Consider the following 13,267-nt stretch of genomic DNA (forward strand, 5'->3'; position numbering starts at 1 on the left):
TGCGCAAATTCAATGTCAAGCAGATTCGGGAACGCAGGTTCATGGGTGTGGCTAGATGGGAAGCAGGAGGAGGAAGAGATGCAGACTCAGGGCCGGACTAGAGCGCTGCAAAGACTATTCTGAAATTTTCTCCTTGTGACGAGGAAAAATTTATGGGCAAGAGGCCGAATTCATCCTTTGCACTAAACTGTTTTTTGCGCATAAAATCCGTTTAGTGCAAAATTTCAGGATGACCACGACCATGATCCTCTCCCCCAACAGTCCGCTGATCGATGTCGCGCTGACGAAGATGAAAAAAGCGATTGTTTGCTGTGAGCTGGCCCCCGGCGAAAAACTCAAAGTCGCAGAGCTGTCCAAAACCTACGGACTCAGCAGCTCCCCTATTCGTGAAGCGCTCAATCGACTGACCCAGGATGGCGTTGTCGAAGCCAGCGATAACAAGGGGTTCAGGGTTGCGCCTATTTCCACGACGGACTTCCGGGACATCACGCGAATGCGTTGTCTGCTGGAATGCGAAGCGCTGGCAGATGCCATTCAGTATGGCGATGACACGTGGGAAGCCGACGTACTGGGTGCGTTTCACCGCTTGAATTTGATCGAGAAAAAACTCGGAAACGGCGAGCTCGTGCTCGATGATGAGTGGTCCACCCGGCACAAGGCATTCCACTTTGCGCTGTTCGCCGCCTGCCCTTCACCGTTGATGTTGAAGATGATCGACTCCCTGTTTGACCGGGCCGAGCGCTACCGACGTTTTTCAGCCAAGCAGCGAATCACCCCAAGACACAAGGGCAATGAGCATCAGCAACTGATGGAGACTGCTTTGGCGCGTGACTCCGAAAAAGCAGTGACGCTGTTGCGCAATCACATTCAGGAGACCCTGGGCCGAACCGTCGAAGCGATCGAACGCCAACAAGCCACGCTTCAATAGATCAATCAGAACTGAATTCAGCGCAAATACCTGTGGGATATAGGGTGCCAAGTAATGTCCAGAAAAAAGCCCTTCGCCTCGTCACTGCTTTCGTGGACAGTGCGAAGCGAAGGGCTTTTCCTTTTACTGGCTTAGCGCCTGTGCAAACCTGAGCGTCGTATCGCACGTACCGCCATGACCCTGTGCAGCCTGCTCCGGCTCCTTGCACCACAGCGCAAGCTCCATGCCCTCAAGCAACTCCATCGCCCAGGCCACCGTGACCGCCCCGCCATACACGTAGTGATCTGGCCGTACGATGACGACATTGCAGCCTCGACGCTCAAGCCATTGCGCCAGTACGCCATCAACCTCCTGATAATCATCGGCAGTGCGCGTTCCTGGCTGTTGAGCGCTGACCAACCGCACGACATGGATGGGCAAACCTTTTAGCGATTGACTGCTGTGCAGACATCTCAACAAAGCGCTGGCGTCGAATCCGGGCGCAATGACCACGCGAAAGGACTGGCCGGTAAACTCATCGAGCAGCGCCTGCTTGCCGGCATGGTTGATGACCATCGGTTGAGGAAACAGCTCACCGGCCGGCGCGACTTGCGCGACAAAGCCTTGAGACAAACCGGGAATCAGTGATTGCCTGATGATCCCGTCAGGGTTCTCCGTCATTTGCTGGATCAAACGCGCATCCCGAATCGCGGTTTTCTCGCTATCGCGCTCGCAGATCACTCCGCCAAACTCCTTGGCCGCCATCGTGGTTTGGCGGACATGGGGAATTCGCTCGGTCTGATAGGTGTTCAGAAACGCAGGAGCTGCCAGCCCTCCTTTTACCAGCGCAAGCTTCCAGACCAGATTCAGCGCATCGCGGATCCCCTGGCACATGCCTTGTGCCAGGAACGGCGGCGTCATATGGGCCGCGTCCCCGAGGAAGAACACTCGGTCGGCTTTCCACTGCTCCAGAATCAGCGCGTGGAATCTATACGCAGAGGCCCGCCATAGTTGGTAGTCACCCTCCGGCAACCAACGAGCGATCAGCTTCTTGATCGCTTCAGGCTGCGAGATTTCCGAAGGCTGCTCATCAGGATTGATCATGAATTCCCAACGACGATGCCGACCAGGGCCGACGACAAATGTGCACGGTCTGGCCAGCTCGCAAAACTGCACGTTGGTCTTCGGCAGATGCTCGCCCGCCCCGTCGTTGAGGATCACGTCGACCACCAGCCACGGCTCGTCGAACGCGAGATCCTCCATTTTCAGCCCCAGACGGGTACGGATCGGGCTGGTTCCACCATCGCACGCCAGCACATACTCCGCCGTGACCGTACGCTCAATCCCGTCTTTGGCCTGAATGCGCACGTGCGCTTGCGAGCCTGTGGAATCGACAGATAGAACCTCTGAACCGAGTTCCATGGTGACGGACTTCAAATCGGCAATTTTACCGCGCAGTGCACGCTCGACCGGTGGTTGCGAGAATACATAGTTAGGCGCCCACCCCAGCGCAAAGGGCGGCTTGGCGGCATCGATGCGCTTGATCAGCCGGGATCCGGTAGTTCGGTACTCCGAGGGACGATAAGGCATGACATGCTCGGCGATCTCATTGGCCAAGCCAATATTGCCGAAGACACGCATCACTTCATGGTCAAAGCCCATGGCCCGGGGGTTGGTGTACACCGTTTCGGTCTTGTCCACGACGAGCGCATCCAGCCCCCACATGCCGGCCAGATTTGCGCACAGAGCACCCACCGGCCCCATTCCAACAATGATGACATCGTAGTCCATCGTCTACTCCGCTTTTTGTTTTTATCCCGTGTGACTTCTGGTTGATGAGCGGGCTTGCACACACCCATCAACCAGGCCTCAAGAACCATCAGCCGATTCGAACCCGCTGCTCTGCGATCTTCGCCCGAATGGAATCCATCCATTGCTCTCGCGTCTGGAAACCGGGGCGGCGCTTACACATGGCTTCGGTCTGGGCCAGGATGACCTCGCTCGGCAGTTCGAGATCGAGTGGCTCCTTGCAAGGTTGAGCGGTGTAGAAAGGCGCATCGACATACATTTCGATGGGGTTGCCTTCAGGGTCTTTGAAGTAGATCGACCAGGCGTTCCCGTGATCCACCTGGAGAATCCCTTCGATGCCGCATTTTTTGGCGAATTGGTAGTAAGTCTTCAAGTCGTCCAGGGAATTGAGCAGAAACGACAATTGATTGATCGGGTTGAATGGCAGGTCAGCAGGTTTGCCGTCAAAGAGTACGACCTGGTGATGCAGTTCCGGGTTTTGCGTCATGAAGAACAGCCGATGCCCCGTTGAGGCGACACCTTTGTCACTGACGATGAAGCCCAAGGTGCGGCAGTAAAAATCGACCATACGATCGAGGTCTGCGCAAAACACGCCGGTGTGGGTGAAATTGATGGTTGGTAAGGCGGGCATTTGGAACCTCCGGTTTTTATGATTGTGTAGAGGACAACGCTTAGGCTTCGTCAATAACGCCGTTGGATAGTGTCCCGATCTCGGTGATGACCACTTCGAATACATCACCGGGTTTCAGGAAAATCGGTGGATTTCTCTTGAAGCCAATCCCGCTCGGCGTACCGGTTGCCAGAATGTCGCCCGGGTTCCATGGAAGAGCCTTCGACACATACGAAATCAAATGCGGAATGTCGAATGCCAATTCTGAAAGGCTGCCTTCCTGCAATTGCTCGCCATTGAGTACACCCCGTACCACTAGCTTACGGTAATCGGGAATTTCCGACGCCGGAATGACCCATGGGCCCAACGCGCCGGTTTTTCTGAAGGTCTTGCCCATGCCGTACTGGTGCGTATGGAACTGCCAATCGCGAACGCTAGCATCGTTGAAGCAGGTGTAACCCGCGACGTGATCCATTGCATCGGCGGGATCGATGTGCGCACCACCCTTCCCGATCACCACGGCCAGTTCAGCTTCAAAATCAAATTGCTCTGACACCTGAGGCCTGACCAGCGGCTCGCCGTGGGGAAGCAGGGTTTCGGCAAAACGCTGGAAAATCACCGGGAACTCCCCAACCTTTCGGCCCGCCTCTTCGGCGTGAGCCACATAGTTGATCCCCACACAAATCACCTTGCCGGGATTGGGTATGACCGACTCCAGTTGAATGCTGGAAAACGGGTAGTCGGGCTGGACGGCCTCTACGATTTTGCGTGCCTCCTGCACCAACAGCGGATTGGCCAGAAAGGATGCGAGGTCCGGAACCTGCGCAAAACGACGGGTCAGCTCGACCACCCCGTCACCCGACACGGCGCCGAAATGGGCCTTTCCTTCTTTACGGTACGAAATCAGCTTCATGTTCTTCTCCTGTTTTTTATGCACAAAAACTAATTTCTTGCACCATACATCATTAAATGCATAATGCAAAAGGCCGGTTTAAAAAAATAACGAGCTACGTAAAGCTCACGGTTCTGGAGGTTAGGCATGTCGCTTGTGATGGTTCGTAAGGTAAAACTGGACATCGAAGAAGTGTTCCACGAAGGCGGGCCTCGCTCGTCGGTCCCACTGAGGATTGCGGTCGCCACCGCCGTGGTCGCCAACCCTTACGCGGGTCAATATGTAGAAGACCTGCTGCCGTTCATGCAGGAATTGAGAGGGCTGGGTGCAGAGCTGTCCCAGCGGCTGATCCTCGCGCTGGGCGGTGCCCAACACGTGCAGGCCTATGGCAAAGGTGCAATCGTCGGTGAAGACGGCGAGTTGGAACACGGTGCGGTCTGGCACGAAGCCGGTGGCTGGGCAATGCGTGAAGCGCTCGGCAATCCGAAGGCGATCGTGCCGGCGGCGAAGACCATCGGCGGCCCTGGTTGCCGGGTGATGATCCCGCTCGGGCACATCCAGGCGGCCTATGTTCGCAGCCACTTCGGCGTGGCTGAAATGACCGTATGGGACGGCCCTCGTCGCGGCGAAATCGCTTTTGGCCTGGCCATGGCCACGGGCGGACGGATTCATGCGCGACTCGGTGGTCTGGCTGCCAGCGAGGTGAAGGGCGAAGACGGGCTGCGTTAGGGGCGACGATTTGAAGCGTGCTGCAGGGTTACATACCACTACAAAAACAATATGTGTGTTGGAGAACATCATGACTGCAAAAACTATGCGCGCCGCACGTCTGTATGAAGGCGGTAAACCCATGGTCATCGAGCAAATGCCCGTCCCCGAGATTCGCCCGACCGAGGTGCTGGTCAAGGTCAAGGCGTGCGGGATCGTCCCGAACCTTCACAACATTCTGACCAACTGGGTCAAATGGTTCCCCCAGAACCCATTACCGAAACTGCCGGCGACTTTCGGCCTCGACCCCACGGGGGTCATCGAGGCTATAGGCGAACAGGTCTACGACTTCAAGGTCGGTGACCGGGTCTATGTCAATCCGGGCCGCCACTGTGGTTCCTGCCGGGCTTGTCGAGCGGGCAACACCATTGCTTGCACCGCCTACACCTTCAATGGCTATTTCGGTTTCACGTCAAAAAGCCCGCGCATGTTCGAAGACTATCCCTACGGTGGCCTTTGCGAGTACATCCCTGCTCCACAATACAGTCTGGTGAAACTGCCCGAGAACCTCAGTTTCGAGACGGCCGCGCGACTGGGCTACCTGGGTACCGCCTACAAGGCAATGCTCAAGGCCAATGTCGGGCCCGGCACCACCCTGCTGATCAATGGCATCAGTGGCACGCTCGGCTTGGGTGCCGTCGCGCTGGCGCTGGCCATGGGCGCTCGCAAGATCCTCGGCACGGCTCGTAACCAGGAGCTCTTCCAGCGGGTGAAAGACCTCGCCGCACCAGGCCGGATTGAAATTCACACGTTGGGCACGATACCCACCAATGAATGGGTCAGTGAAGTCACCCACGGTGAAGGCGTCGATGTGGTTATCGATGCCCTGGGCCCAGGGGCACCACACGAGACCCTGACCCAAGCCCTCAAGTCCATTCACCGCGGCGGGCATCTGGTCAATATCGGTGCTATCGCAGGTGAGGTCCCCATCGATCTGCACTGGATCATGGACAACGACATCCAGATCAGTGGCTCGGCCTGGTTCACTACAGGACAAGGACAAGCCATGGCGGACATGGTGGAATCCGGGACACTGGATCTTTCATTCTTCGAAAACACCGCCTTTAGCCTGGAAGACGTCAACGGCGCAATAACCGGCATTGAAAATCGTCATGGTGGCTTCAGTAACTACGTCATCTGCCCCTGACATCAACCAGACAGGTTCAACACAACGGCGGGCACGCTAAGGCCCGCCACTGATTCAGGGAATGCTATGAAAATTAGAAGAGTCGTCACCGGCCTGGATGCCTCAGGCCAATCCGTATTCATCAGCGATGACGCGGCCCCGCGGTCTTGCGCCTTTGAGTCCATTCCCGGCCATGCCATGGCGCACCTGTGGTCCACCGGCTCAACGGCCGGCGCGCAGCAGGACCCCACCCTGGGGCACCCTTCCCTGATACCCCAGCCGGGCGAAACCAGTCTGGCAATCTATGATTTTCCGCCGGACATGGTGATGCAGAACCCGACGGATGTCGGACAGATGATCGAGGAACTGGGCAGCGCCCTGCCCGGCTTGTTCGAATGCTTCGAACCGGATCATCCGGGCATGCATACGACGCCTACCATCGACTACGGCATCCTGCTTCAGGGCGAGCTCTGGTTGGAACTGGACAATGGCGAACAGAAACTGATCCGGCCCGGTGAGGTTGTCATCCAGCGTGGAACCCGTCACGCCTGGCGTAACAAAAGCGATCAAGTCGCCCGAGCACTGTTTGTGATGATCGGTGCGAAACGCGACTAACCAACATTTTCCCGAACGCTGAATCTAGGATATCTACATGACCCTGCGTCACATTGCAGTGATCGGCGCAGGCACGATGGGCAGTGGAATCGCTCAGACGTGCGCGGCAGCCGGCCACAACCTATTGCTCATCGATATCAGCGAACAGGCACTCGAGCGAGGCCTGCACGTAATGCAGAAGAATTTGGACCAACAAGTGAGCAAAGGGACTCTCACCTGCGAGCAAGCCACCGACACGCTGCAACGTATCCACACCTCGACTCATTACATCGATTTGAACGACATGGATATGGTGATTGAAGCAGCAACGGAAAACCTTGCCCTCAAGCGCTCGATCCTGCAACAGATCGCTGCCCATGTTTGTCCGGACTGCCTGATCGCCAGCAACACCTCATCGCTGTCGATCACAGAACTAGCAACCAGCATCAGCCATCCGGAACGTTTCATGGGTATTCATTTCTTCAACCCGGTGCCCGTTATGGACTTGGTGGAGTTAATCCGTGGCTTGCAGACCAGCGACGCGACCTGTTCCATCGCCCAGGCATTGGTCGAACAGCTGGGCAAAACCGCTATCCACACTCAAAATCGCCCTGGGTTCATAGTCAACAGAATCCTCATTCCGATGATCAACGAAGCCATCTTCGTCCTTCAGGAAAATGGCGACGCTCAAGCAATCGATGCCAGCATGCGCTTGGGGTGCAATCAGCCGATCGGACCTTTGGCATTGGCCGACCTGATTGGATTGGATACCGTGCTGGCCATTCTGGAAAGCTTGCAAACCGGTTTTGGTGACCCGAAATACCGTGCTGCACCTTTACTTAGGGAGTTTGTCAGCGCTGGCTTCTTGGGCAAAAAATCGGGACGAGGCTTTCATGTCTACAGCTGAAGCTCATAGGGGGTACGACACTATACGTGCTCAAGCTTTAGAGCTTTTTATCCACAAAGGATTCGGTCAAGTTAGCATGCGGGAATTGGCTCGCCATGTAGGCCTTGCTCCCGGCTCACTGTACAACCACTTCCCAAGCAAGCAAGCATTGTTATTCGATCTAATAGAGGAAATTTATGAAGAGCTCTATCTACTTGTTCAACCAGCGAGGCAAGGAGCTGCTCAAGTTCGTTCTCTGTCGAGTCTTATCGTTGCACATCTGCGCTTGCACCGTCGGCGCCCGCAGTTCTTTCGACTGGCGCTACATGGCTTCGTCTATCTAGATGACGCTCAGCAGCAACGGATCGTCCACAAGCGCAAGCTATATGAAAGCGCATTTATTGCCGCAGTATTCAACGGTACTTTCCTTGCCAAAGATACGGGCTCGATGGCTGTGCATGTGATTATAAAATTTCTCAATTGCCTACCGGACTGGCTAAATGATCTCCAGTTAGGTGACGAGGCGTGCATACTTCTTGTTGAGCAACTTGTCACGGGAGCACTCCGCGAATGCTCAAGGCAGCCATCCGAATAATTCCTGCTGTTGCTCGTTGAATTAAATACCGCTTAACATGGAAGGCCATTCACTCAAACACGCTTATTGCTCGTTTATTGTCCACTCTAGGTGAGTTATGTGAAACAGCGTACGTATTTTCGCAATTCGAGGTAATACTGGCGCGCCATGAGAAAAACAACTGCTAAGCTCTGCAGAGAAGCGCCAACATACGCACATCAACTGCCCAACGGTTATTTAAATCCTGTTTTTTAACGCATCAAGATATATGACTAACAAAAACGCACTGACTCACTCACGTCAGCACCCTACGTAAATCCGCGTCATTCAGGATTTAATGAGACCAACGTCTAGCCGATTATCGTTCGGCTCCTTCACCGCAAATCGCCAAAAACCAGCTGATAAAATTTAGTTTTCAGCGCCCATCTAAAAGTACGATCGGCAAGGGGTTGTTTGGACGAGCTCTCGCTGCCAGTCTTGGTTAGCTATCCGTCTCAAAAACAAAAAACAATAAGAGATTTTTTCATGATCAGAATAGGGATTTTAGGATGCGGTCGGATTGGAAACGTGCACGCTGCAAACATTGTGCAGATTCCGTCTGCCAAGCTGATTGCAGTAGCCGATGCCATTCCCGCCGCTGCTGAAGCATGTGCCAACCGGTTCAATGTCGAAGCACGTTCGATTCAGACCCTAATTGGCGCAAGTGATATCGACGCAATAGTCATTGCGACGCCCTCGCCCACGCACTTCGAGTTCATTCACGCTGTGGCGGATGCGGGGAAGCCGATTTTCTGTGAAAAGCCTATCGATATGTCTTCTTATACGGTTCGGCAGTGCATTGCTAAGATCGCTGCAGCAGGGATCCCTTTCATGACAGCATTCAACCAGCGCTTCGATCCACACTTCGGGACGCTTCAAAAACGTCTCGCTGCTGGCGAAATTGGTGAATTGGAATCCGTGTCGATCATTTCCCGAGATCCATTACCTCCTACAAGAGATTATCTTAAAGGCTCCGGTGGCATTTTCAGAGACATGATGATTCATGACTTTGACTTAGCTAGATTCCTACTAAACGAAAATCCTACCCAGGTTTTCGCAACCGGTGCTGCGTTGATCGACCCAAGTATCAAAGAGCTGCATGATGTGGATACTGCGGTTGCATTGCTGATGACCAAATCAGGAAAAATCTGCCAGATATCTAACTCGCGGCGCGCTAGTTACGGTTATGACCAACGACTAGAAGTACATGGTGCCAAGGGTATGCTGAGAGTGACAAATGTGCATGAGAACCAAGTGGAAAGTGCGACGGCCCTGGGCTTTACCAAGGCTGTGGCGAAGCCATTCTTTCTCGAGCGGTTCGGCCCCGCGTATCTCGCCGAAATGGAACATTTTGTTTCATGCATTTCTACAGGCACTTCTCCCATACCGAATGCAGAGGATGGGCTAATTGCTCAGCTTATCGCAGACGCCGCCACTGAATCCTTTGCGGTCGGCCAACCGGTCGATATTAGCTACTAGCTAACTATATTAGGAACAGCTATGAAAATTGGGATTATTGGACTAGGAAATGTAGCCGAACTCCATCTTACAGCGTTGAAAGAGCTTGATCCTGACGCATATGTGGGAGGCTGGGGTAGAACCGCCGAAAGAGCAGAGCTTTTCAAAGAGCGATTTGGGGGGCGCCTTTATGCGTCTCCGGAGATACTGCTCACAGACGAGACCATTGACGCTGTAATAATTTGCACCAATGCAGCATCTCATTTTCCTTTCGCAAAGCAAGCGCTGTTAGCAAAGAAGCATGTTCTGATAGAGAAACCTGTTTGCGAAAGACCAGAGCAAATTCAGGAACTGAGGCAATTAGCCCGGGAAGCAGGCAGGGTTTGCATGCCGTCACATAATTATATATACGCCGAATCAATGCGACGGGTCCGGGCTCATATCGACGCCGGACACTTGGGCGAAATCCTGAATTTTTGGGCAATATATAATAAGCGCCATCCAGCAGAAATCGGATCGCCCGATCTTACCATGAATGAATTGATGGTACACCACGTCTACTGCATGCTGTACTTCTTAGGGCGTCCAGCGAGAATTTTTGCTACCGGCTCCAACGTTCATTTTGATGACCCACAAGCCCATGATCAATTGATGATCGTCGCTGAATACCCTAACGGGACAATTGCGAATCTATGGGGAAGCTTTTCAGCTGATGACCGTAGTCGCGACCCCTGGTCTGTCTACTTCAAGATCATCGGGAAAAACGGGTCCTCCGTCGTCCATTGGGACACCACCAAGTTCGGCGACGCGAAGCTGCCATTCTGGGATGACGGAACATATTGGGATAGTTTCTATCAGATTCAGAAATTTTTCCTGGAAGAGTGTCTCACCAATAAGAGAACTCCACTATCTACAATGGATGATGCGCTGGATGCTGCGGTGATTATGGATGTAGCGCGTGATTCGATAGCATTACGCCAATCGATAAAAATTTCTTACATTAATGTTGATGATCATTTCGCGTGATCACCTTCATTTTTCACAAAAGAAACGGAGAATTGGTTTTTCTCTCCGTTTCCGTTCGCCTCGTAGATAGGGTGACACTTGCTACTTCCCGATATACGGTAACGCCCCCTACCGACTGTTCACTCCTAAACCTACCAACATCACCGCATATATATGGGCAATCGAACATTAATTCATTTAATTTGGATGATAATCAGACAAAAAGCTCTTAAACATTAAAAATATGAGGGATGATACGGACCTCCCCGTGCAGGCATGCAGCATTGTCATGACTGGTTGCACATTGACTCGGAAAGCATTGCGGAGGGACTTTGTCTATTTGACTATGGAGGTCATCGGCAGATGCTTGCTTTCAATCGTCACAGTAAAATTTTTTATCGGCCTGTAGAGGTAGCGCTACGCTGGTGTCTTCTAATGGATTATGAAGCGCAAATTCTCCAGTCAGAGTGGACCGATTTGGCAATTCTACGGACGACATTTCCACAATGGCCGTGCCTGCATACCAATACAGAGAGAGTTATCGACGCGGTTCAGCATGGTGAACTGCCTTACGGCTGCCTAGGCCTAACGGTTTCTCGTGGCACTCCGGTCGATATATCGCAATTAACTGTACGTCACACCGATCTTCGAATGTGGATGTCACAGTACTATCCTGAGCAAAAACCGTCCTTCCTTTTCGACCCAAAACAGAATCAATTAGACAGCATAAATGTTGGGACTTACCTCGCACTGCAAGCTGACAGAGAAGCCCTCCAATTACAAGTAAAGAATATAAGTACTGCTTATCAAGCGCTGACTACAGAGCTTGAGGCTATCGGATTGGAGAAAGAAAATATTCGACTTATGCTCAATAGCAACAGAAAAGTCAGCGACCGTAGTGAAACCGCTTATCTTCATATAATTGGTGCGATGCTGAATCTACTGTTAGGTCATTCCCCTTCCGGTAAGCCTCACTCGGTTTTCAGGTCACAATCCGCGATAGTCGATGCCCTAATTGCTCACAATAAAGAGCTCCCTGGCGTTTCTAAACGTACCCTGGACGAGAAATTCGCCGCTGCCAAGCGCAGCCTCTCCAAGCACTGAGTCGTATTGCGCTGCAATCCCCCTAATTGCGGCGCAGTGACTCCCTTCCATTTCTGCTATTCAATTTACGTCACGTCCTATCACGCGCCAATCGACGCCAGGAGTGACCATCATGTCCAATCAGCTTTCACCTATTACAGACTTGCTCCAACCGCCGCTCGAACGTCGTATCATGCGGCGTGAGGAGGTGGAGCGTAAAACCGGCTTCAAGCGTGCACACATCTATAACCTGATGAAGGAAGGCAAATTCCCTCAAGCCAAACGCATAGGGTTGCGTGCGGTTGGCTGGGACTCGCTGGAAATCGAGCAGTGGGTAGTTGAGCGCTTAGGCCAACAGGCCTGATGCCATGCATGTGCTATCGGTGGTTTCAACGAAAGGTGGCGTAGGCAAAACCACAGTAGCCGCCAATCTCGGCGGTCTGCTGGCGGATGCTGGTCTACGTGTCCTACTACTCGATCTGGATAGCCAACCCACCCTCTCCAGCTATTACGCCTTGAGCCAGAAAGCTGTTGCTGGCGTTTACGAGCTTATTGCACTCAACTTAACAACGTCTGCACAGATTATTTCCAGGACCGTGATTGCAGGGCTCGACCTGATCATCTCCAACGATGCTCAGGGCCAGTTGAGTACATTACTGCTGCACGCCCCTGACGGCAGATTACGGCTGCGCAATTTGCTCGACGATTTCCGCCCCCGTTATGACCTGCTTTTGATCGACACCCAAGGTGCACGTAGCGTGCTACTGGAGATGGCCATCCTCGCCTGCGATATCGCCCTCTCCCCCATCACACCGGAAATGCTCGCCGCCCGCGAACTACGCCGCGGCACTTTGAGGCTGTTCAGTGACCTCGAATCATTTCTTCACCTGGGTATTACGCCGCCACCGTTGCGACTGCTGCTGAACCAGGTAAATAGCATCCGGGTAGACACCCGAATGATCATCCATGGCCTGTGCGAGACCTTCGCTGGGGCGACCAACATCTTGGTTCTAGACACCGTAGTTCCAGATCGCGTGGCGTATCTCAATGCCGCTTCACTCGGTCTACCCGTCCACCGAATCGAGGCCCATCGGTCGCGCGAACGACGCTCGCCCTCAGCGCTGGAAACCATGCAAGCGCTGGCCATCGAGTTGTTTCCGGAATGGCGCGAAGCGATCTCTACGTTGAGCCGATACGCGGAGGCTCGATGAGACGAATCGATAAGCCCGTATTTCTCGCCCAGTCATTTTGTTTGTTCGACCTTGAGGCCAACAGTGTTTGGCAAGGAGTCTTTTATGTTGGATCAGCTTCCCATCCTCGTTCAGCCATCCATTCGCCCACAGCACCCACCTTACGAGGAGTACTGCACCGTGGTCTTTCGCCTGCAGGGTGGACGCTCGGCCATGGGGTGGTTCCTCGCAGAACTGTCCCGACACTTCGACGGCTCGGGTACTGCCGAGATCGTCAAGTTCGAGGTCGGTGACCATTTGCGTAACCGGCGTTAACTGAGGCGGTT

The 13,267-nt window shown here is 53.5% G+C and carries 15 protein-coding genes; 12 read left to right on the forward strand and 3 right to left on the reverse strand.

The features are described 5' to 3' along the window. The first annotated feature begins 241 nt into the window (after nt 1-241). Nucleotides 242-928: a GntR family transcriptional regulator gene (locus tag PSH64_RS17665; protein ID WP_305477986.1), complete on the forward strand. Its 687-nt coding sequence runs from the start codon at nt 242-244 to the stop codon at nt 926-928. Between the two features lie 123 nt (nt 929-1,051). Here the strand turns inward: PSH64_RS17665 and PSH64_RS17670 are convergent, their stop codons facing one another. The 3 genes from PSH64_RS17670 to PSH64_RS17680 all read right to left on the reverse strand — a co-directional run bounded on the left by PSH64_RS17670 (nt 1,052) and on the right by PSH64_RS17680 (nt 4,239). Then, nucleotides 1,052-2,698 (reverse strand): bifunctional 3-(3-hydroxy-phenyl)propionate/3-hydroxycinnamic acid hydroxylase, encoded by a 1,647-nt coding sequence (locus PSH64_RS17670; RefSeq protein WP_305477987.1) that lies wholly within the window; start codon nt 2,696-2,698, stop codon nt 1,052-1,054. Nucleotides 2,699-2,786: 88 nt separating this feature from the next. Next, a complete protein-coding gene (locus PSH64_RS17675) occupies nt 2,787-3,347 on the reverse strand; it encodes a VOC family protein (RefSeq protein WP_305477988.1) in 561 nt (186 codons plus the stop codon). Between the two features lie 40 nt (nt 3,348-3,387). After that, nucleotides 3,388-4,239, reverse strand: a complete 852-nt coding sequence (locus PSH64_RS17680) for a fumarylacetoacetate hydrolase family protein (protein ID WP_135844752.1) — start codon at nt 4,237-4,239, stop codon at nt 3,388-3,390. Nucleotides 4,240-4,365: 126 nt separating this feature from the next. Between PSH64_RS17680 and PSH64_RS17685 the strand changes: the two genes are divergently transcribed. From PSH64_RS17685 to PSH64_RS17735, 11 genes are all read left to right on the forward strand, one after another. Next, the gene (locus PSH64_RS17685; RefSeq protein WP_305477989.1) at nt 4,366-4,947 is read left to right on the forward strand and encodes an amino acid synthesis family protein; all 582 of its coding nucleotides are present in this window, start codon (nt 4,366-4,368) and stop codon (nt 4,945-4,947) included. Nucleotides 4,948-5,017: 70 nt separating this feature from the next. Beyond that, nucleotides 5,018-6,133 (forward strand): alcohol dehydrogenase catalytic domain-containing protein, encoded by a 1,116-nt coding sequence (locus tag PSH64_RS17690; protein ID WP_135844750.1) that lies wholly within the window; start codon nt 5,018-5,020, stop codon nt 6,131-6,133. A 66-nt stretch (nt 6,134-6,199) separates the two neighbouring features. Next, a complete protein-coding gene (locus tag PSH64_RS17695) occupies nt 6,200-6,727 on the forward strand; it encodes a cupin domain-containing protein (protein WP_305477990.1) in 528 nt (175 codons plus the stop codon). Between the two features lie 37 nt (nt 6,728-6,764). Further along, nucleotides 6,765-7,613 (forward strand): 3-hydroxyacyl-CoA dehydrogenase NAD-binding domain-containing protein, encoded by an 849-nt coding sequence (locus tag PSH64_RS17700; RefSeq protein WP_305477991.1) that lies wholly within the window; start codon nt 6,765-6,767, stop codon nt 7,611-7,613. Further along, nucleotides 7,600-8,187 carry a TetR/AcrR family transcriptional regulator gene (locus PSH64_RS17705; protein WP_305477992.1) on the forward strand — a complete coding sequence of 196 codons (588 nt, stop codon included), beginning with the start codon at nt 7,600-7,602 and terminating at the stop codon, nt 8,185-8,187. Before PSH64_RS17700 ends, PSH64_RS17705 begins: the two co-directional genes overlap by 14 nt. Before the next feature lie 432 nt (nt 8,188-8,619). Continuing rightward, nucleotides 8,620-9,684 (forward strand): inositol 2-dehydrogenase, encoded by a 1,065-nt coding sequence (gene iolG / locus PSH64_RS17710; RefSeq protein ID WP_305477993.1) that lies wholly within the window; start codon nt 8,620-8,622, stop codon nt 9,682-9,684. A gap of 21 nt (nt 9,685-9,705) precedes the next feature. Next, nucleotides 9,706-10,689, forward strand: coding sequence for a Gfo/Idh/MocA family protein (locus tag PSH64_RS17715; protein ID WP_305477994.1), 984 nt, complete (start codon nt 9,706-9,708; stop codon nt 10,687-10,689). Nucleotides 10,690-11,031: 342 nt separating this feature from the next. Continuing rightward, nucleotides 11,032-11,772 (forward strand): hypothetical protein, encoded by a 741-nt coding sequence (locus tag PSH64_RS17720; RefSeq protein WP_305477995.1) that lies wholly within the window; start codon nt 11,032-11,034, stop codon nt 11,770-11,772. 112 nt (nt 11,773-11,884) lie between these two features. After that, the gene (locus PSH64_RS17725) at nt 11,885-12,115 is read left to right on the forward strand and encodes an AlpA family transcriptional regulator (RefSeq protein ID WP_305477996.1); all 231 of its coding nucleotides are present in this window, start codon (nt 11,885-11,887) and stop codon (nt 12,113-12,115) included. A 4-nt stretch (nt 12,116-12,119) separates the two neighbouring features. After that, nucleotides 12,120-12,962 (forward strand): ParA family protein, encoded by an 843-nt coding sequence (locus PSH64_RS17730; RefSeq protein WP_305477998.1) that lies wholly within the window; start codon nt 12,120-12,122, stop codon nt 12,960-12,962. A gap of 84 nt (nt 12,963-13,046) precedes the next feature. Further along, nucleotides 13,047-13,256, forward strand: a complete 210-nt coding sequence (locus PSH64_RS17735; RefSeq protein ID WP_305477999.1) for a hypothetical protein — start codon at nt 13,047-13,049, stop codon at nt 13,254-13,256. Nucleotides 13,257-13,267: the final 11 nt, after the last annotated feature.

Source organism: Pseudomonas sp. FP1742, from assembly GCF_030687145.1.
In the GTDB taxonomy this organism is placed as follows: Bacteria; Pseudomonadota; Gammaproteobacteria; order Pseudomonadales; family Pseudomonadaceae; genus Aquipseudomonas; species Aquipseudomonas frederiksbergensis_D.

Excerpts from the sequence above, each read along its gene's own strand:
- PSH64_RS17725 (WP_305477996.1), top strand. The coding sequence starts at position 11,885 with ATGTCCAATCAGCTTTCACCTATTACAGACTTGCTCCAACCGCCGCTC.
- PSH64_RS17670 (WP_305477987.1), bottom strand. The coding sequence starts at position 2,698 with ATGGACTACGATGTCATCATTGTTGGAATGGGGCCGGTGGGTGCTCTG.
- PSH64_RS17715 (WP_305477994.1), top strand. The coding sequence starts at position 9,706 with ATGAAAATTGGGATTATTGGACTAGGAAATGTAGCCGAACTCCATCTT.
- PSH64_RS17720 (WP_305477995.1), top strand. The coding sequence starts at position 11,032 with ATGCTTGCTTTCAATCGTCACAGTAAAATTTTTTATCGGCCTGTAGAG.
- PSH64_RS17700 (WP_305477991.1), top strand. The coding sequence starts at position 6,765 with ATGACCCTGCGTCACATTGCAGTGATCGGCGCAGGCACGATGGGCAGT.
- PSH64_RS17685 (WP_305477989.1), top strand. The coding sequence starts at position 4,366 with ATGTCGCTTGTGATGGTTCGTAAGGTAAAACTGGACATCGAAGAAGTG.
- PSH64_RS17690 (WP_135844750.1), top strand. The coding sequence starts at position 5,018 with ATGACTGCAAAAACTATGCGCGCCGCACGTCTGTATGAAGGCGGTAAA.
- PSH64_RS17675 (WP_305477988.1), bottom strand. The coding sequence starts at position 3,347 with ATGCCCGCCTTACCAACCATCAATTTCACCCACACCGGCGTGTTTTGC.
- PSH64_RS17680 (WP_135844752.1), bottom strand. The coding sequence starts at position 4,239 with ATGAAGCTGATTTCGTACCGTAAAGAAGGAAAGGCCCATTTCGGCGCC.
- PSH64_RS17665 (WP_305477986.1), top strand. The coding sequence starts at position 242 with ATGATCCTCTCCCCCAACAGTCCGCTGATCGATGTCGCGCTGACGAAG.
- PSH64_RS17730 (WP_305477998.1), top strand. The coding sequence starts at position 12,120 with ATGCATGTGCTATCGGTGGTTTCAACGAAAGGTGGCGTAGGCAAAACC.
- PSH64_RS17705 (WP_305477992.1), top strand. The coding sequence starts at position 7,600 with ATGTCTACAGCTGAAGCTCATAGGGGGTACGACACTATACGTGCTCAA.
- PSH64_RS17735 (WP_305477999.1), top strand. The coding sequence starts at position 13,047 with ATGTTGGATCAGCTTCCCATCCTCGTTCAGCCATCCATTCGCCCACAG.
- PSH64_RS17695 (WP_305477990.1), top strand. The coding sequence starts at position 6,200 with ATGAAAATTAGAAGAGTCGTCACCGGCCTGGATGCCTCAGGCCAATCC.